General features: G+C 42.7%; 12 protein-coding genes. 10 read left to right on the top strand and 2 right to left on the bottom strand.

Annotation, left to right across the window (positions count from 1 at the left end):
• The first annotated feature begins 141 nt into the window (after positions 1-141).
• Genes uvrD through ABMY45_RS18470 form a run of 4 tightly spaced genes read left to right on the top strand, consistent with a single transcriptional unit; the run spans position 142 to position 6,322 of the window.
• Complete coding sequence (uvrD, locus tag ABMY45_RS18485) at positions 142-2,307, top strand: DNA helicase II (RefSeq protein WP_010607891.1); 2,166 nt, start codon at positions 142-144, stop codon at positions 2,305-2,307.
• Positions 2,285-4,354 carry a GNAT family N-acetyltransferase gene (locus ABMY45_RS18480; RefSeq protein WP_349289325.1) on the top strand — a complete coding sequence of 690 codons (2,070 nt, stop codon included), beginning with the start codon at positions 2,285-2,287 and terminating at the stop codon, positions 4,352-4,354. Before uvrD ends, ABMY45_RS18480 begins: the two co-directional genes overlap by 23 nt.
• Entirely contained in the window at positions 4,335-5,432 is a 1,098-nt protein-coding gene (locus tag ABMY45_RS18475; RefSeq protein ID WP_010607889.1) for an ABC transporter substrate-binding protein, read from the top strand. Before ABMY45_RS18480 ends, ABMY45_RS18475 begins: the two co-directional genes overlap by 20 nt.
• Before the next feature lie 41 nt (positions 5,433-5,473).
• Entirely contained in the window at positions 5,474-6,322 is an 849-nt protein-coding gene (locus ABMY45_RS18470) for a CZB domain-containing protein (RefSeq protein ID WP_010607888.1), read from the top strand.
• Positions 6,323-6,419: 97 nt separating this feature from the next.
• Here ABMY45_RS18470 and typA read toward each other — a convergent pair whose 3' ends face one another.
• The gene (gene typA, locus ABMY45_RS18465) at positions 6,420-8,240 is read right to left on the bottom strand and encodes a translational GTPase TypA (RefSeq protein WP_095728606.1); all 1,821 of its coding nucleotides are present in this window, start codon (positions 8,238-8,240) and stop codon (positions 6,420-6,422) included.
• Between the two features lie 387 nt (positions 8,241-8,627).
• Between typA and ABMY45_RS18460 the strand changes: the two genes are divergently transcribed.
• From ABMY45_RS18460 to ABMY45_RS18435, 6 genes are all read left to right on the top strand, one after another.
• Positions 8,628-11,072 carry an ABC transporter permease gene (locus ABMY45_RS18460; protein WP_227387609.1) on the top strand — a complete coding sequence of 815 codons (2,445 nt, stop codon included), beginning with the start codon at positions 8,628-8,630 and terminating at the stop codon, positions 11,070-11,072.
• Between the two features lie 45 nt (positions 11,073-11,117).
• Entirely contained in the window at positions 11,118-12,479 is a 1,362-nt protein-coding gene (locus tag ABMY45_RS18455; protein WP_102055873.1) for a sigma-54 dependent transcriptional regulator, read from the top strand.
• Entirely contained in the window at positions 12,466-13,761 is a 1,296-nt protein-coding gene (locus ABMY45_RS18450; RefSeq protein ID WP_010607885.1) for an ATP-binding protein, read from the top strand. The genes ABMY45_RS18455 and ABMY45_RS18450 overlap by 14 nt, the downstream gene beginning before the upstream one ends.
• A 348-nt stretch (positions 13,762-14,109) precedes the next feature.
• Positions 14,110-15,363: an HlyD family efflux transporter periplasmic adaptor subunit gene (locus tag ABMY45_RS18445; protein ID WP_010607884.1), complete on the top strand. Its 1,254-nt coding sequence runs from the start codon at positions 14,110-14,112 to the stop codon at positions 15,361-15,363.
• A 19-nt stretch (positions 15,364-15,382) separates the two neighbouring features.
• Positions 15,383-16,108, top strand: coding sequence for an ABC transporter ATP-binding protein (locus tag ABMY45_RS18440; RefSeq protein WP_010607883.1), 726 nt, complete (start codon positions 15,383-15,385; stop codon positions 16,106-16,108).
• Positions 16,109-16,201: 93 nt separating this feature from the next.
• On the top strand, positions 16,202-18,658 hold the full coding sequence (locus ABMY45_RS18435) for an ABC transporter permease (protein ID WP_010607882.1): 2,457 nt from the start codon (positions 16,202-16,204) through the stop codon (positions 18,656-18,658).
• A gap of 652 nt (positions 18,659-19,310) precedes the next feature.
• Here the strand turns inward: ABMY45_RS18435 and ABMY45_RS18430 are convergent.
• Positions 19,311-20,367: alpha/beta fold hydrolase (locus ABMY45_RS18430; protein WP_349289324.1), on the bottom strand; the 1,057-nt coding region annotated here is incomplete at its 5' end.

Here is a 20,367-nt window from a genome sequence, read left to right as displayed (position 1 = left end):
AAATACTGTATAAAAAACCAGTTTATGTTTCTTTATAAATCATAACGTTACCTTTATTCGGTTAGGTTTGCTTTGCGATATGCTGGGATTTACGGCAGCGACTCGGTATACTTGCCATCATTTGAGCAAATAGGCAAAGCAATGGACGTATCAGAATTACTCGACGGCCTCAACGACAAACAGCGCGATGCAGTCGCCGCACCTCTGCAAAACATGTTAGTGCTCGCAGGTGCGGGGTCAGGTAAAACACGAGTACTCGTTCATCGTATAGCTTGGCTTATGCAAGTTGAGCACGCCTCTGCATTTAGTATTTTCGCGGTAACCTTTACCAATAAGGCAGCCAAAGAAATGCGTGCTCGTGTTGAAGCGACGCTCAACGGCCCTGTTGGTGGCATGTGGATAGGCACTTTCCACGGCCTTGCCCACCGCATGTTACGCGCCCATCACCGTGAAGCTAAATTACCAGAGTCATTTCAAATTCTAGATAGCGATGATCAGCAACGAATGATCCGCCGTTTGCTCAAAGCCATGAATATTGATGAGAAAAAGTGGCCACCTAAGCAGTTAAGCTGGTACATCAGCGCGCGTAAAGACGAAGGATTAAGACCCAAAGATATTCAAGCATACGATGTCAATGAACAGCTGATGTTAAATGTATATAGTGCTTACCAAGATGCCTGTGATAGAGCCGGCCTTGTTGATTTTGCCGAGATCCTATTGCGCTGCTACGAGCTATTACAGCAACAACCTACCTTGCTACGTCACTATCAACAACGCTTCCGCCATATGCTAGTGGACGAGTTCCAAGATACCAACAGCATTCAATATTTGTGGCTACGCCTGCTTGCAGGTAGTGACAACAATATCATGATCGTAGGGGATGACGACCAGAGTATTTACGGCTGGCGTGGTGCAAAAATTGAAAACATCAAACGTTTTCTGGACGACTTTAACGCCGAAACGATCCGACTTGAACAAAATTATCGTTCTACTGCAACCATTCTAAAAGCATCCAATGCGCTCATTGAAAACAACGCCGAACGAATGGGTAAAAGTCTCTGGACTGACGGTAACCAAGGCGAGCCAATTTCAATTTACGCCGCTTTTAATGAACTTGATGAAGCACGCTTTGTGGTTGGCAAAATTAAATCTTGGTTACAGGCTGGCAATGCGCTCAGCGACAGCGCGGTACTCTACAGAAACAACGCACAGTCCCGAGTGTTAGAAGAAGCCTTACTTCAAGAAGGGCTAAAATACCGTATTTATGGCGGTATGCGTTTCTTCGAACGCCAAGAGATTAAAGATGCCCTGTCTTACCTTCGTATAATCAGTAATCGTAATGACGACGCGGCATTTGAGCGTGTGATAAACACCCCAACCCGTGGTATTGGTGATAAAACGTTAAGTCATATTCGCGATTGTGCACGTCACGAATCACTCTCACTTTGGGATGCAGCCAAAGCCGTACTTGCGCAAAAGCATTTAGCGGGAAGAGCAGCTACGGCGGTGACAAAATTTATTGAATTAGTCGAGCAGCTAGACGATAAAATTGCCGAGCTTGAACTGGCACAACAAGCACAGACAGCCATTGAGCAGTCAGGTCTCATGGCAATGTATCAAGCCGAAAAAGGCGAAAAAGGCCGCGCTCGAGTGGAAAACTTGGAAGAATTGATCAGTGCTTGTGGTCAGTATGAGCTGCCTATCGATGAAGATTTTACTTCACCATTACAAGGCTTTTTAGCCTATACCTCTTTGGAGGCAGGCGAAGGCCAGGCAGACGAGCACGAAGATGCGGTACAAATGATGACGCTGCACTCGGCCAAAGGTCTCGAGTTCCCATTGGTCTTTATGGTTGGGGTGGAAGAAGGCATGTTCCCATCGCAACAAAGTAATGAAGAGTCAGGCCGCTTGGAAGAAGAGCGCCGCTTGTGCTACGTCGGTATGACACGTGCCATGGATAAGCTTTACATTAGCCACGCAGAAAGTCGCCGCTTGTATGGTCAAGAAAAACATCACAGCCCTTCAAGGTTCTTACGTGAAATTCCTGAAGACTGCATGGAAGAAATCCGGATCAAAACGCAAATTTCTCGTCCGGCTAACTCGGGTCGATTCAGCCCATCAATCAGTCACGCGACCTTTGAAGATAGCGGCTTTAATTTAGGCCAGCGCGTCCTCCATGCCAAATTTGGTGCAGGTACAGTGCTTAACTATGAAGGTGCAGGTGCTCAATCACGCATCCAGGTTAGCTTTGATGATGTTGGTAGTAAGTGGTTAGTAACCGCCTATGCAAGACTTCAAGCACTCTAGTCTTTCACAATTACGTTCTCAGCTTGCCCATGCCCGCCATCGGCAACTCTTGCTTATCACCGGCAGCCAAGCTTGGTGTTACGCGCAGTGTCAGCAGCTACTAGCAAACTCAAACGATAATCTTATCCTAAGTAGCAATAAGACATTAGAAAATGCCGTTTGGCCTGAGCATTTACACCAAATACTCGGACAAGAATTTAGCAACCTAGTCTACGACGGCTTTAGCGGTATTGTGCCTAACAAAATCGCAGCGGCAGCGGGCACGGTAAAAGCAGGCGGCTTACTGCTGTTGTTACTTCCCGAGTTAGATGAACTCGACCACTGGCTAGACCCTGCAATTACCCGCTGGTGTTCAGAGGGGCAAACGCCCAAACACAGCCACTTTTTAAAAAGGTGGCAGCAGCTCTGGCAGCAACGAACAGTTTGGCATATCAGTGAACACTTTGGAGCTCAATTACCCTCAGCGTATCTTGCTACAAGTTCAGTGGTTAGTGGTATTGCAGAGCAACAAATTGTACTTGCGCAACTCTCCGCAATATTGGAAAACCAGCAAACACCTGTATTACTGAGTGCAGATAGAGGTCGAGGGAAGAGCGCGTTATTAGGTCTCTTGGCATCAAAGCATCCTACACAACAATTTGTTATTTGTAGCCGCCATTTTCATGCGCTGCATAGTTGCTTTAGCATGTTTGCTCAAACACTCAATACCGAGGTTGATGTAAAAACGAAGAAGCTGGCTAATCTCAGCTATATGGCACCAGATGCGTTACTACAACAAGCCTCTACGCTTGATAGCAATACGATTATTTTGGTAGATGAGGCAGCTGCCCTGCCAGTTCCATTTTTAATACAAATCACTCAACTTGGTTTTCGCTGCATTTTTTCCAGCACCTTAGTTGGTTATGAGGGTAATGGTAGAGGCTACACGTTACGGTTTAAACGCTACTTAGAATCACATTACCCAAGTTATCTTGATTTCACCTTGTCGACTCCTATTCGTTATGCGTCAGATGATCCACTGGAGCAGCAGATCAGGGATTTATTTGTACTCGAGTGTAAAGCGACATCACCCATATTCACTTCATCAACCACAATGCGTGCTATTTCCCAGAGTGAATTGGTAGAAAATAGCCAGTTACTTGAGCAAGTATTTTCACTGCTCGTTTTAGCGCATTATCAAACCAGCGTCGATGATTTACGGCAATTATTAGATGCACCCGATCTGCGCTTACAAGGTGCGTTTTGCAATAACGAACTAGTAGGTATTTGCCTTGCTGTCATCGAAGGCGAACTCGCTTCAGATCTCGCAGAAGATATTCTAGTAGGAAAACGAAGACCCACAGGCCATCTCTTGGCGCAGCAGCTAACGACAAGCTTGGGTGATAGCCGTTTTGTCACCGAAAAAAGCGCAAGAGTTGTTAGAATAGCCGTGCACCCGGATGTACAACAGCAAGGAATTGGCAGTCAATTACTTGAATGTTTTGAAACCACATTACCAGAAGATATCAGTTACATAGGAACCAGTTTTGGCCTTACAGCGCCATTGCTTTCATTTTGGTCACAACGTCACTATCAGCCGATGAAACTGGGATTTAAGCAAGATAAGGCCAGTGGCGAGTATGCAGTTTTGATGTTCAAAAAAATCCGAGGCGACTTAGACAACGCCTATACTCGAGTATTCAAACAAGCTTTTTTCTATCAGTTGCGCTCGCACTATCAACAACTCGATACTGAGGTGGTGAGCGCGCTATTGGCGACCTTACCCTTTGAACATATAACTAATGAGCAGCTAGATTATTTGCGCTATTTACGTAAAAGCAACCCGGTTGAGCAACAAGTATGTCCTTTTTTATGGCAGTTGATCACAACCGATCCTCGATTGCTTAAAAACTTAACTAAAGTTTCCAAAGCATTAGTGATTCGTCTAATATTACAGCAACATTCGACCCACGTCGTAATTAATTTGCTTGGGTTATCTGGTAAAAAAGCCCTCACCACAACGCTAAGAGAGACAGTACGGCAAGTATATGAGTATTTTCGGTGTTAAATTTTTACTATTCACTTTTGCTTCTGCTGTACTGAGCTTTGCAGCTTCCGCTCAACCTGTGGTGAAAATTGGTATGTCCACCGCACTCTCAGGTCCTGCAAAAGAGATTGGTCAACAACTAAGGGCTGGTGCTGAGCTACATTTTAACTTTTATAACCAGCATAAAACGGATGGCGCAGCTAAGATTGAGTTGCAGGTGCTAGATGATGGCTATGAGCCACACAAAACTGTAACCAATGCTCGTAAGCTCGTTTATGAAAATAAGGTCGATGCATTATTTGGCGTTATGGGCACCCCAACCTCTTACGCTATAAAACCAATTTTAGAACACTCTAAAGTTCCCTTTCTTATGCCATATACTGGCGCTGAGTTTCTCCAAGATCCTATTACTTTTAATGTGTTTAACCTCCGCACTAGCTATAATAAAGAGGCTCAAGATATCATCCGCTACTTCGTCGATGAACAAAAACTCAAGCGAGTCGCTCTACTCATACAAGCCGATGAATTTGGTCTCACCGTAGAAAAAAGCCTTACCAAAGCGTTAGCTGAACGTGGATTCAAACCTGTTGTGATAACCCGTTTTAGACGAAATACTGATGATATTGAGCGAGCACTTGAGCAAGCACAGCGCCATAAAATTGAAGGCTTGGCTATGGTCGGCACCTACACGCCACTGTCTAAGTTTATCAATCGTGCCATGGAAGTTGGCCTAGAAACACAATACGCCACGGTTTCATTTGCCTCCTCCAATGAGCTATTCGCTAGACTCAGAGGCAAGCCCAAAGTATTAGTCACCGAAGTTGTGCCTGACCCAGCGATTTGTAAGGGTAAGCTTTGTGACACTTTTCGCGAAGCAGTTCGCAATAGCACGCTTTCCCAAAACGAACAGGTATTCGAAGGCTATCTCAATGCCTACTTGTTGACGACTGCTATCCAGCAATGTGATCTGCCTATTGACAGCAATTGCCTACTAAACGCATTACAACACGAGTTGGAGCATAACACCGTTATTAAAGAGGTATTTATGCTCCAGCCAGCGCAAAAGAAATTGCCAGTTTACCGTTCCTTTTTCCAATAATGTTCTATGCTTAGTTGATACTGACCATATGCGAGGCTGACATGGATTTAATTAACTTTCGCGTCGGGAAAAAAACAATATCACTGCAAATCCTCGATATTCTATTAACTGAACGCTACGAAGAAAATTTAACGGATTTACCCAATGACAACCCCAGCTTCTTGGGCGTCAAAGATTACATGGGCGTACCGACCCCTATTTTTGATTTAGGGATCATATTGAACAAACGCTCTTCCTATGAGACCAATCAAGAATTGGTCAGCATGCTACAGCAGCGAGAGCAAGATCATAAAGAATGGCTTGTCGCACTCGAAGCAAGCATTTTTAACGATGTCCCCTTCACTAAAGCCAAAGATCCAAAGCAATGTGCTTTTGGACAGTGGTATTACGGCTTCAAAACTGAAAATGACGATCTTAAAGCACTACTGAGTCGCTTCGAAGAACCACATGCAAAACTACATTCATTAGCGGATAAACTATTAGTGATGTGCGCACAGGGACATAAACAAGAAGCCATAGATACTCTCGCTCGTGAAAAGAGCACCACTTTTAATAAACTCATAAGATTGTTTGAATCAGCCCGTGATCAGATCATGCTTGACCATAAACCTATCATCGTCTTTACCACTCAAGATGGCCAAAGTCCGCATATCGGTTTGCTTGTCGATAAGGTAGAAGATAACGTTCACTGTGACGAAAGCGATATTAAATCACTACAGGAAATGACCAGTATTGGTTTTGAAATCGATGCGCAAACCAAAAAGTTGATGAAGGGTTTGGTCAAGATGGGAAAACGTCACAGCGTATTGATTGACCCTAGCGCCATTTTCCGCCCAGAACATTTACAAAATTATGAGCCAGAAGAAACAGAAGAGTACGGCTTGTTTTAGATTCAGCAAATGGAGCACAAAAAAACGCCGCAAAATTGCGGCGTTTTTTGTATTCTAAGTAGCCTGCTTCGAGATAACTTGTTATCCCAAGCTCAGGTTACTTAGCTTGGCGGCTAGCGCGTTTACGCTCGCTTTCAGTCAATAATTTCTTACGAATACGGATGCTTTCAGGCGTTACTTCTACTAGCTCGTCGTCATCGATGAACTCAAGCGCTTGCTCTAAAGACATAACAACAGGTGGCACAAGGTTTTGTGCTTCATCAGTACCAGATGCACGTACGTTTGTTAACTGCTTACCTTTAAGCGCGTTTACCGTTAGGTCGTTATCACGGCTGTGAATACCAATAACCATACCTTCGTACACTTCAACACCGTGACCAATAAATAGGCGACCACGCTCTTGTAGGTTGAATAGTGCGTTTGTTAGCGCTTTACCTGCTGCGTTAGCGATTAGTACACCATTTTTACGCTGACCGATGTTACCGCCTTTGTGTGGGCCGTAATGTGAGAACGTGTGGTACATCAAACCAGAGCCAGATGTTAACGTCATAAATTCAGTTTGGAATCCGATTAGACCACGCGCAGGCATCATGAAGTCCATGCGTACACGACCTTTGCCGTCAGGAGACATGTCAGTCATTTCCGCTTTACGCAGACCAAGCTGTTCCATGATAGAGCCTTGGTGTTCTTCTTGACAGTCAATAGTCACTGTTTCGTACGGTTCTTCCAGCTGACCATCAACATGGCGCAAGATTACTTCTGGACGAGATACTGCAATCTCGTAGCCTTCACGACGCATGTTCTCGATAAGAATACCTAAGTGAAGTTCACCACGACCAGATACACGGAAGCTATCTGGGTTATCTGTTTCTTCAACACGTAGTGCAACGTTGTGCACAAGCTCAGCTTCTAGACGCTCAAGAATGTTACGTGAGGTTACGTATTTACCTTCTTGGCCTGAGAATGGAGACGTGTTCACAGAGAAAGTCATTGTTACTGTCGGTTCATCAACAGACAATGGTGGTAGTGCTTCGACATTATTCTGACAACAGATAGTGTCAGAGATTTTCAGCTCACCAAGACCTGTAATTGCGATAATATCACCAGCCGTTGCTTGCTCAACTTCGTGACGGTCAAGACCTAAATAACCAAGTACCTGGCCAACTTTACCATTACGTGTCTTACCATCAGCACCGACAATAGTCACTTGTTGGTTAGGTTTAACTGAACCACGTTTGATACGACCAACACCGATAACACCAACATATGAGTTGTAATCAAGCTGAGAAATTTGCATCTGGAACGGACCTTCAGGATCCGCGTTAGGCGCTTCAACTTCGTCTACGATAGCTTGGAACATTGGTTCCATGTTGTCAGACGGTTCATCAAGATCAAGTGTTGCCCAACCGTTGATTGCTGATGCGTAGATCACTTTAAAGTCTAGCTGTTCGTCAGTTGCACCTAAATTATCAAATAGGTCGAAAACTTGGTCCATTACCCAATCAGGACGAGCGCCCGGCTTGTCAATTTTGTTGATTACAACAATTGGCTTAAGACCCTGAGCAAACGCCTTTTGCGTTACGAAACGCGTTTGTGGCATCGGACCTTCTTGCGCGTCAACTAGTAGTAATACTGAGTCAGCCATCGAAAGAACACGTTCTACTTCACCACCGAAGTCGGCGTGTCCTGGAGTATCTACGATATTGATACGGTAGTCGTTCCACTTGATTGCGGTATTTTTTGCAAGGATGGTGATACCACGCTCTCTTTCAAGATCGTTTGAGTCCATCACTCGCTCTTCATTACCACCGCGCTGCTGTAGTGTACCTGATTGCTCAAGTAGCTTGTCTACAAGCGTTGTTTTACCGTGGTCTACGTGCGCGATAATCGCGATATTTCTTAACTTTTCGATGCTCATATTATTACTCAGTGAAGTTGGCCCTCAGTGATCCTAGTCGATCTACGCAAAAATGCGCGTTGAGATTGCCCGATTGAGAATTAAAGGTCGCGTATTATCTACTATTAATGTGACAGATGAAAGTTTATCCAACATTTTTTTCAATAATCCTCATCAGAAACTCATAAATCAATGGCAGAGTATCGGATCACCACAGTCTAAGCGCAGTCACAGTCCATTTATGGTCTTTTATCGTCCGATAATGGACTAAATGATTGCAATAAAAATGTAAATTCTATATTTATCAAAAAGATAAATTCTGGCATACGCGTTGCTGACCTTGTTCTATTTGAGTGACATGTCTGTTACAGAATACAGACGGATATCGTGAGCGGATTTGGGGTAAAAATGGTAATACATTCTATTAAAATGGCCTGGCAAAGACTTCAATGCCACATTAGTTATGCGTTAACAATCACGCTCACTCTAGCAATGACGCTAGGCGCATTGGTATCAATGTATAATCTAAATTATCAACTTCTCGCAGCTCCACTTCCCTATCCTGATTCTGAACGCCTAATGCTAATGCGTGGTGAATTAGTTGATGACCATAATGAGGTGAAACAGAGCAACTTTATTCCTCATGCGGGGAGTTTAGAGGCATATAACAAACAAACACAATTCTCTGATATCGAAATCATGGCCATTCAGAATATTAGTATTGATGTTGAACAAAGTTTACCGAGCAGTCCTACATTTAACATCGGTGCTATTACCCCTGAGTTTATGCCATTACTCAATGCGCCACTGGCATTGGGGCGCTACTTTAGTGCTGATGAAGGGGTCGGTAGTCAGCAACCCGTTGCAATCGTTTCATACCAAGTATGGAAGCGTTACTTCGGTGGTAACCCTGATATTTTAGATAAAACGCTCGTATTCAAAGGCGTTAGTTTTAAAATAGTAGGTGTTACTGATAAGCAATTTATTGAACCCGTATTATCAACACCCAACTGGTATACTGATGTATGGATTAGCTATGACTACAATGATTCACCAGCTCCGACATGGCAAAGGAATAATATCCAGACATATCAATTGCTAAAGTTACATGATGTGCAACATGCACGTCGCGCAAAGCTGTCTCTTGAAAACTGGCTCAACGAACAACTACAACAACAAACTGCTGGTGAACAAGCATTTGCCAACAGTAAAGTACATCTCAAATTTATCCCCGTTAAACATCGTATTATCGGTGAAGCATCGCAAGTGAGTATTATGATGTTGTTAGGGAGCCTTGTATTGCTGTTAATAGCATTGAGTAATATTTGTAGTTTAGTGCTATCACGTGCAGCAGAGCAACAAAAGAGCTTTGCTATTCAGGCCGCTTTGGGTGCAAAACCAAATCACCTATTTTTGCATATTGCAATAGAGCTAGGACTGCTGTTTATAACAGCCGCAGCATTGTCGCTGTTCATTGCCGAAGGGATCATCGAGCTGCTAAAGTCAGGAGTAGCTGGCCCATTAGCACGCCTACAAGAACTCAATCTAGAGATGCATACTATTGCATTTGCCTTCTTAGTCAGTATTACGGTGTGCTTACTCCTTTCTTGGATAGTAAGCCGGCAACTTAACTACCGCCATATTGTTCAGCAACTGCAAAGTAGTGGTAAAGGAACCAGCGTTCAAATCTCCGCAACGACTCGCACTTTACTAATCTCGTTTCAGTTATTTATCTGTCTTTCACTCCTCACTATTTGCATTGGGATATTCCAAACAAGCTGGCAAAACTTACAACGTGATACAGGGATTAGGGAACAAAATACCTATCAAGTCGCGCTTAACTTAGGCACTCTATTAGAACAAATGAGTCGGGAAGAGCGTCAACAATTACTCCTATCTGCCGTTGACTCATTGGCGAAGCTACCCCACGTCGCAACAGCTGGTATTGGGGGTTACCCGCCAATTTCCTACTGGTTGCCTGGCTTTTCTGACCGCCAGATGCAACTTGAACCGGGAATAGAAAAGAATGCTTTTGAGTATCAACGCACGACTGGTACGTCAACTTACTTCGACACCTTTGGTGCTAAACTTACCAGTGGGAGATCCTTTACCATGAAAGAAGCCATTAATAGTGATCCTGTCGTTATTGTAAATCAAACACTCGCTAAACGACTGAAAGAACAGGGACAAGTACTAGGTGCAAAATTATACCCACGTAATAGTCATGAGAGTTTAGAAGTGGTGGGTGTCGTTGATGATATCTATCTTCCTAAACAGCTGCACATCGCGAGAGTTTTTACACCAGCAATACCGACAGGTTACCCTTTCATTTTAATTCAAACCAAGCCTCACTCTACAATTAGCAGAGCGGAAATCAATCAAGTATTAACGCGTATTCACCCTCAGATGCGCGTTTACAACTTCCAATCTACAACTGAGCTTCTAGCGGCACATTTACAGCAAGAACGTGTAATCAGTATCTTCACCTTAACACTTTCTGTGATTGCACTTGCACTCGCTGCGCTTGGTATCTATGGTGTATGTAAATACAATATGGCATTACGACGCTTTGAGCTAGGTGTCAGAATGTCATTAGGCGCAACACCGATTGCCATATTTTCACTCGTGTTAAAGGATAATTTACGACCTATTCTAGCTGCCGTATGCACCTCAATCTTGGTATTATTGAGTATTTCGATGCTTCAGGATACGCTTGTACCTGTTACAATAAATAGCGCTATCCATTGGTTAGTTTCTTTCACTTTAGTCGTTATTCTAGTCGTTGGTGTTGCGCTACTATCCTTAAAAAGTATTATTACCCGCCCAGCATTACACTCGCTTCGCGGAGAGTAATGCGGCTGTTGATGGTATGATAATAATAAATCAAGGAAGCTTGCTGTGAGCGTTAAACCACTAATATTGCTAGTAGAAGATAATAGAGAAGTTAGGTTGGCCGCACGATTTGTATTAGAAGATTTAGGCTTAGCTGTCGAGGAAGTTGAAAATCCAGTACAAGCACTGACTTTTCTAGCACAGAATAAGCCTAAGTTAATCTTGCTCGATATGAACTTTGAACTAGATTCAACATCGGGGCAGGAGGGTTTAAAGTTTTTAAGACAGCAGCAGCAGCTTGGCAATACGACACCTATTGTAGCAATGACAGCCTGGTCACATACAGAGCTTGTTGTGCAAGCTATGCAATTAGGCGCTGCTGATTTCTTAGAAAAGCCATGGAAAAATCAACGTTTCGAACAAGTAATCCGGTATCAGCTACAGCTCAGTGATTTAACTAATAAAAATCAAGGGCTTCAGCACGCGCTAGCTGGAGATGCTAAACCCGTACTTTGGCGTAGTAAAACAATGAAGCAGCTCATGGAGCAGCTTGAAGTGATGGCCCCTACTGATGCTAATATTCTACTGACTGGGGAAAATGGTGTAGGTAAGAGCCTTATAGCCCAGTGGATCCATCAGCACTCACACCGTTCAACGCATCCGTTTATTTCTGTCAATATGGCGACAATCCCAGAGCAACTCTTTGAGAGCGAGCTTTTTGGACATACAAAAGGTGCATTTACGGATGCTAAATCAGACCGTGCAGGACGATTTAAACTCGCGAATCTTGGTACTTTGTTTTTAGATGAGATTGGTACCCTGCCTCTAGCGCAACAAAGCAAGTTACTTCGGGTATTAGAATCCAGAGAATATGAACCTGTTGGCTCAAGCACTACTGAAGTGGCTAATGTAAGGCTAATTAGTGCCACCAATGCAAAGCTTGAACAGCTAATATCACAAGCTGAGTTTCGCCAAGATCTCTTCTATAGAATCAATACTTTTACCATAGAAATTCCTCCATTGAGAACGCGGCCTGAGGATATTGAATTATTGGCAGAGCATTTTATCAAAACCCACGGTAACCGATACGGGAAAAATGAATGTAGCCTCACTCCCGCAGCACTCAATCAATTAAAACTTTATGACTGGCCAGGAAATACTAGAGAGCTGGGGCACTTACTAGAGCGAGCTGTTCTATTAGCTCAAACAGATGAAATAGGGCCGGAGCAATTACATATGAGCACACCATCGCAGCTTACACAAAATCATTCAGAAGCATTACCTCTGATCACATTAGAACAAGCGGAACAACAATTAATCACACAGGCTTTGAATAATACGGCAGGAAATAAACAACAAGCGGCTGAATTACTGGGTATTACTAAACAAGCACTCTACCGACGCCTTGAGAAATATGAGCTTAACTAAAGAACCGTTAGCTCGGTATTTTGTAGTAAAGTTTTTACTGCTGGTAGTACTTGAAATTGTAGGCATTTGCGTTTTGAGTTGGCACTTAGACGTGCACATTTCGGCATCCATAACTTTATATTCACTACTAATAATTGTCATTTTTATTCTGTGTCAAGGCTTGCTGGTAAGACAGCTCTACAATCGTTGTAAATTGTCTTTTGAACGCTGCGGTTATCAAGTCGAAGCATGGTTAAAACGTGATTTTAGCCTAAGAGCTAAACCCACATTTTCTTCGGGTGTTGTCGCGCAATTGCACAACCAACTGAATGCGCTCTCTGACATGTTGCAAAGTGAAAAAACGGATGAAGATGTCCAATCGTTTTTGGTCGCTGAGCTTATCAGTGTGTTGAATACCCCCATACTGATCTTTGATCAACGCATGCAACTTTGTTTTGGCAATGAAGAGTGCTACCAATTATTCCAGAAACCATGGCAAACTTTACGCTATAGTCGCCCTGAATCGCTTGGGCTAAGTAATACGCCACAGTGGCACTTTGTTGACCTTGGACTCAACAAGCGCTGGCAAGTTAGACACAGTACATTTACAAACCAAGAACACACTTATCATCTCGTTATTTGTATAGATATACAACATGCATTGCGAAATCAAGAGCTACAGGCTTGGCAACGCTTGATTCGTGTCATTAGCCATGAAATACGTAACTCACTTACACCAGTAACTGCCTTATTAGAAAGGTTGCAAACACGCATCAACGATCCTAGAGATAGCCAAGCTTTCGATATTGTCTTAGAGCGCTGTTTTCACTTACAGGACTTTATTCAAAAGTACACACAATTAAACCAACCAATAACAGTGACGATCCAGCGCCTATCGGGCACTGATCTCATAAAAATGGTACAAGGTATGTTTCCGGACCAACAGTGGCAAGTAGAGCTTTCTCCCGTTTACTTTCACGTTGATCCAACCCTGTTTAAACAAGTGATTATTAATATTGTTAAAAATGCCATAGAAGCTAGCCCGAGAGACTCAAAAATAACACTTCGGTTGTATACCACCAACAATACCGCTGTTTTTGAAGTTTTAGATGAAGGAAGCGGTGTAGCTAATAGCGATAACCTTTTTGTTCCATTTTATTCTACAAAACAAAAGGGCGAAGGTATCGGGCTCTATATCAGTCGTTACTTCGTTGAGCATATGTCCGGATCCATAAGCTTAACCAACCGCTCTGATAGGCCTGGAGCTCTTTGCCAAGTGCTCATTCCAGTACCCCTTAGTTAATCTAAACATCGGAAAATTAGGGTCTGTTGGCCTTTCAAGGTTAAATTTGCAGCAGCCTGTGTGGTATTTAGGCAAGACTGAGCCTATGTAGTGTGGTTGTTCCCCATAAATAAGCGATAACGCAGTATGGAGGTCAAGGCAGAAAAACAGTTATGCCATGCCTCATTTCATAATAAATAGCGCCATTCTTGTTCCACAAATTGCTGGTCCGATTTACTCATCCGCATAGTCCAGAACCGGACTTTACTTATCCAAATAAAAATAAAACAACAAACAAAACAACAAGATACAAATGGCACACTGTTTGCTTACATCAAGTTATCAATCCGATAAAAAAGGCAACTAAAGGTGGATGTAATAAAAAAGAAACAAGCTAAGCCATTACGTAAACTGTTTATACTCATAAGCATTCCTGTGGTACTTGTATCTATTTGGTTCATGATGGGGAAACTTTCAGATCAGACCAGTACTAAGCTTGAAAGGCATTCAATTATCATTGGCAATGTACAGCGCGGTAACCTTGACGTTGAAGTGACAGGCTATGGTGTACTTCGCTCAAATAAGCAAAAACTAATTACCGCACAAGACCCCGCAACAGTAAATGAAATATTAGTGCGCCCCGGCGGTGAAGTACTACCTGACACCATTATTTTAAAGATGCAGGATCCAGACCTGACGCAGCAGCTAGCCAGCGCAGAAATGGAATTAAACAGACAAAAAGCCAACTTCCGCCGACAAAAACTCGCAAACCAACGAGAGCTTCTCATGGAAGCTGCGACGTTAGCGGAATTAAAAAGTGAGCATCAGTCTCTAGCTATGCGCCGCGAAGCACAGCAGGAGCTCAGGGATCAGGGAGTTGTACCTGCAATTGAGGTAAAAACCGCAGAACTTGAAGAAAGACAGCTTGCTGAACGTGTAAAGTTACAACATCAGCGTATAGAGCAGTTAAAGTTACTGCATAAAGAAGACTTAACTATTTCACAGGAATTAATAAATCAAGCTAATTCCATTCTCGCACGACTTATAGAAAGAGAAGCTAAGCTCACCGTTCGCGCTGGAACTGAAGGTGTTTTACAACGATTGGCTGTAGAACTAGGACAAAGTGTTGTGGCTGGCCAAGAGCTAGCGCAAGTAGGTAGTAGCGCAGATCTTCAAGCACTTGTTCGTGTTTCACAATCTAAAGCCGAGCAAATACGAGTGGGTCAACCTGCGGTTGTAAACACTAGACGTGAGAAAGTGCAAGCAACTGTTACTAGGATCAGCCCTCAAGTACAGGAAGGGACAATCGAAGTCGAGCTCACCTTCAACGATGCCGTACCAGAATCTGCAAGACCAGAACTCAACGTGGACGCAACAATCATGACACATTCATTACAGGACGTGTTATACGTCGAGCGCCCTAGTAATACTCATCCCCACACCCAACAATCTATTTTCGTTTTAGATAGTGCAGGAGAGTATGCCAACTCAACATCTGTTTCATTCGGTATTGACGCTGGCAACTATATTCAAATAGAGGAAGGTATTGGCTTAGACCAACAAGTTATTCTCTCCGATACCACCTCTTTCAAAACAGCGCAGAAAATAAGAATAATTCAGTAATTTAATAGGATAACAAACTATGAAAGAAGCAATATTGAAAATGTCAGGCATCACTAAGGTGTTTAGCACAGAGGAAATGGAAACGCACGCGCTGAGAGGAATAGACCTCGAAATATATAAGGGTGATTTCGTCTCAATATGCGGTCCATCAGGTTGTGGTAAATCAACTCTCCTTTCCATATTGGGGTTACTAGATACGCCTACAGATGGAAGTTATCAGGTTGAGGGAATAGAAGTAAGTAAATTAAGCTTGAGTGAAGCTGCACATATACGGAACCAAAAGGTTGGCTTTATATTTCAATCATTTAATCTGATAGATGAACTGACCGTATTTGAAAATATTGCACTTCCATTGCGTTATCGCAAAGAGCCAATGACCGAGGTTGAGATCACACAAGCGGTTACCAGCTGCCTTACAAAAGTAGACATGGGCCATAGAGCTAGCCACCGCCCTAATCAACTTTCAGGCGGACAGCAACAACGTATTGCTATAGCCCGCGCTTTGGTTGGCAACCCTGCGTTACTGCTTGTAGATGAGCCGACTGGTAACCTTGACTCAAAGAACGGTGATGCCGTGATGGATATGCTCAAAGCGCTAAATTTAGAAGGCACCACATTGTGCATGGTTACACATGATCCTAGGTATGCAGATATGGCAACACGAAAGCTACACCTATTAGATGGCAAGATTTTAACTCCTCAAGAACAGAGCACTGAAAAGCATTCGGAGCCGTTGGCTAGCTAAATAACCATAAGAATACACAAGGAAGCTTAAAATGTACGAACCGCACTTCGAATTGCCAATTTTGCTCGTCACACAGCCGGTGAGGAGCTCAACATGTTGAAACAAGAGATCCAATCATGCTTATACTCTCTTAGCAAAGCAAAAATATTTACCCTTACTATAATTATAACTCTTGGAATTACTTTGGGCACGCTTATTGCCATGTTCAACTTAAACTTCCAGATTCTCGCAGCCCCCCTGCCATACCATGATAGTGAGAAATTATATGTCTCTAAGACAAACCACTACATAAAAGATAAAATTGAATTTGAAGACTACACCCCAATGCCAATTTTGGTCGAGGCGTATAAAAACGAAAAATCAGATCACATTCAAACTGCACTTTTTGCCTATGGTGAAGAAGTAATACGAAGCCGTGCCGATACCCCTCGGGTGAATGTTGCTTACACCACTCCAGAGTTTATGCCCCTTTTGGGTTTCAATTTCGAGCTTGGTCGTGGTTTTTCTGATGAAGAAGGTATCGATAGTATATCACCTGTAGCGGTGCTTTCTTACCACTCTTGGCAAACGTACTTTGGCGCAGATCCACAGGTTTTGGGAAAAACGTTCCAGATAGATCAAGTTAACTTCAGAATTATTGGCGTACTTTCAGAGAATACACCTGAGCCAGAGCTATATACTCCAGGCAGACTAACAAGTATTTGGCTTCCATGGGATTACCTTCCATCCTATCGACGAGATGCTCAGCAATGGGGATTGACAGGCCCAAACAGGCACATTTTAACTAAAATTTTAGCGGATGAAGATATCGCGAAGCTGAATCACCAACTGACAAATAAATATAACGGGCGTTTTAAAGCAGAAACTGCAGGTCGTTCATTTTTTAATGATATGACTATCACTTTTGAGCTAAAACCATTAAAAGAAAAAATCCATGGCGACAGTGCATCAAGAACAATTTGGTTATTAGTTGGTGCATTTTGTTTGACGCTAATCGCTTGTGCCAATATCGCCAATTTAGTGCTCGCAAGAGCAGTAAATCAGCAGCGGACTATGTCCATAAAAGCGGCTTTAGGCGCTCAACGAAAACAGATCGTTCGAGGCATTTTCATTGAGCTTGCGACATTAACTCTCTTATCAGCAATTTTAGCATTGGGTGTATCGGAGCTGTGCTATTACCTATTAAAATTAATTGCAACAGACAGCTTACCTAGTGTTGCACGCTTAACAACTAATGTGCCGTCAGTCATATTTTGTTTAACTCTTTCAGCATTATTAGCTTGGCTAGGTGCTTGGCTTATCAGTGCCAAAATTAACTTCAGTAAACTAAACGCTCAAATACAAAGTAGTGGTAAAGGTACCAGCATCCAAGTGAAATCAAGTACCCGTTCAGCACTAATTTTCAGTCAGATCTTTCTTGCTAGTTTATTACTGATTTCTTGCTTTCAAATCTTTATAAACTCATGGTCATTGCTAAGCCAGGCTCCCAATTTCGTAAGTAAAGATCGTTACCAAGTGGAATTGAATCAGCTTTTCGAACCAAGGCCAAGTCGCGCTGAAAGAGATTCATATTATAGTACGAGAAGACAACAACTACTTGATATTGTAAGCGAGATAAGAGCCAACCCTAGAGTTGTATCTGCAAGCTTAACTACAGGTACGCCTGTCGAGTTTGGTATTAGTACTTTCTTAAGCCCAGACTCTGGGTTTGAGAATCAGTATTCTGTCTCTGGCAACTTAATTGATGAAGCGTATATACCAACGTTACAGTTAGACATTCTCCAAGGTCGCAATTTTACTCGAGAAGACGTGTATAATCGCTCTCCTTACCTCATTGTAAATAAAGAGTTTGCCAATAAGTTAAAGCCGGGTGGCGATGTAGTTGGTGAGCGTTATTACTGGTTAAATGGACGCCGTACAATTCAATATGAAATTATTGCCGTCACCGAAGATCTAAACCTACCGGAACAAAATAACTCAGCCAAAATGTGGGCTGTAGATAATATCGAGCGTTACGCTCCTTCTTTTATCATAGAAGTAGATTCAAACCAGCAGCTTACTCCCCAATTTATAAATAGTATTATCGCGAAGACCACACCCACGTGGCGAGTCTCGGATATTCAACCACTTGAATCACAATTAGCAAATTCTCTTGCGCTTCATTACATCGCTAGTTGGGCATCTCTAGCTTTGGCAATAGTGACACTTTCAATCGCCGTGATTGGTATATATGGCGTATTAAGTTATGGAATTAGCATGAGAAAATTTGAACTCGGGGTTCGTATGGCTATTGGAGCGTCACCACTTACTATTGTGAAAGGTGTGATCTTAGAGAACTTTAAGGTCATCATACTCGCGCTAATTGGAGCTGCAATCATAGTTTCAGGCGTTGCAGTGTGGATAACTTCAACCCGTTTCACATTCGCTCTTTCAACAACAGGATTAATATTACCAATAGTTACTATTATTGCAGTAACTGCGTTTACATCCACACTTGCTGTTTGGGGGATTATCAGAAGACCGGCAATTTATTCCCTACGAGATCAATAACTGCCCATCTAAGCACCCAGAACTCGGATTGAGAAACTATTATTCCGAGTTCTGCTTTCCCTCAATAAACATTCTAAAAAGCTATTAATTAACACGCTACGAGATGTAATCCACCTAAGTGAATTTTAGCCAGAACGCAGAATTTGCAGTCAAGCAACTTATACGAAAATTGATGAATTAAGCGCAGTGTGATGGCCTCTCGCATCAATGCCATTGATTAGTATCTTTACCTTGCTGTTAGGCCTACACCGAATAATTATGCTGTGCCAGTTTTAGCTTGTACAAGTGTTGATTACATTAAATAACCTGAGCTTGGGATAACAACTTGTTCTCTAGCAGCTGTTATCCCTTACTACTGCGTTAAATTTTCTTGCAATAGGCCAGCTATTGACGCACAAATTTGCCTTGCATTTAAGAAATAACTTCTGGCTAGAGTGATATTACGCTTTTGAACTTAGTGATTTTAGTGGATTAACTTACTTCTTACCCCGAGGTTAAATAAATGAACTTTTTTAAGCGTGGAGATATCGTATTTTCGTTCCAATTAGTTGGAGAATTAGCGTGATTGATGTTAGACCGATAAATAAAAATGGGCCCCATAACAGTATGGAGCCCAGCTCATTTCTACAACTGATTCATCTACGTCTAGTAGTTATTGAATACCGAGATAACGTAACAAGCCATGACTGACTTGCTCAACGTTAGGACTTTCCAGCATGGATTTATGACCTCCCGGTACCATTTCAACTGTTACAGGACCACTAAACCACTGCTTTGATAGTTCAATATAATTGCATGACTCGATCGATGAGTCCTCCGCGAACATCATTAGCACCTCTTTGTCCCAGATCTGATCAGGGCTATATGAGAAAAACGCTTCCGACTGCCACTTAGCCAACCTATTCAACTTATTAACAAGCTCTGTGTCTTTAAGTGATTGTGTCCATGTTGCTATATTTTCTAATCTAGAGTCCATATCCATCCTGTATGAACTCTGCGCAAAATAACTATCCAGCAAAACAAGCGATATTTGATTCTCAATACTGCTCATACACTCTGCAACCTCTTGGGCCAGAGCTCCACCATAAGAATGCCCAACTAAAACGATCTGTTTATTCTTAAACTGTGGCCTAATGCTGTCAAAGATATACTGTCCATGTGACTTGATCGTAGTAACTGACTCACAATCATCGAATACACCGGGATGGTGAATACTGATACATGGTACTCCGTGTGTATCAAGAGTCTGAGCGAAAGACCTAAAATCATTCGGTGTTGACAACACCCCAGGAATCGCAACAACCAAAAACTCAGACTTATCTTCACTTGCACTTTTGTTTAAAAATACTAAAGGCGAATTGTGATTTCTATCTGCTATGTTTTTACTCTGAATTGCGTTGGCTTGCTCTCTCAGTGAGAGTGCAGTATACAAATCTGGAAAAGACACAGAAACAGCTAACTGAGCTTGGATCTGATTGTAAAGTTTTACCAATAACAACGAATGCCCACCCAGAGTAAAGAAGTTCGCCGTTGCACTGATCTCAGCGGCTTTTATACCCAGAAGCTGTGCCCAAATACCGGCTAACTGTTGCTCAATATCACCTTCAGGGCTTACATATTCCCCTTGCAAACAACCCACATCTGCACTTGGCAATGCCCGTCTATCCACCTTGCCATTTGCCGTCAATGGCCATTCATCCACTGCAATC

The organism is Pseudoalteromonas sp. XMcav11-Q (assembly GCF_040104525.1).
Taxonomy (GTDB): domain Bacteria; phylum Pseudomonadota; class Gammaproteobacteria; order Enterobacterales; family Alteromonadaceae; genus Pseudoalteromonas.
Note: the sequence above shows the minus strand (reverse complement) of the source record. Positions and strands in the feature narration are given on the sequence as shown.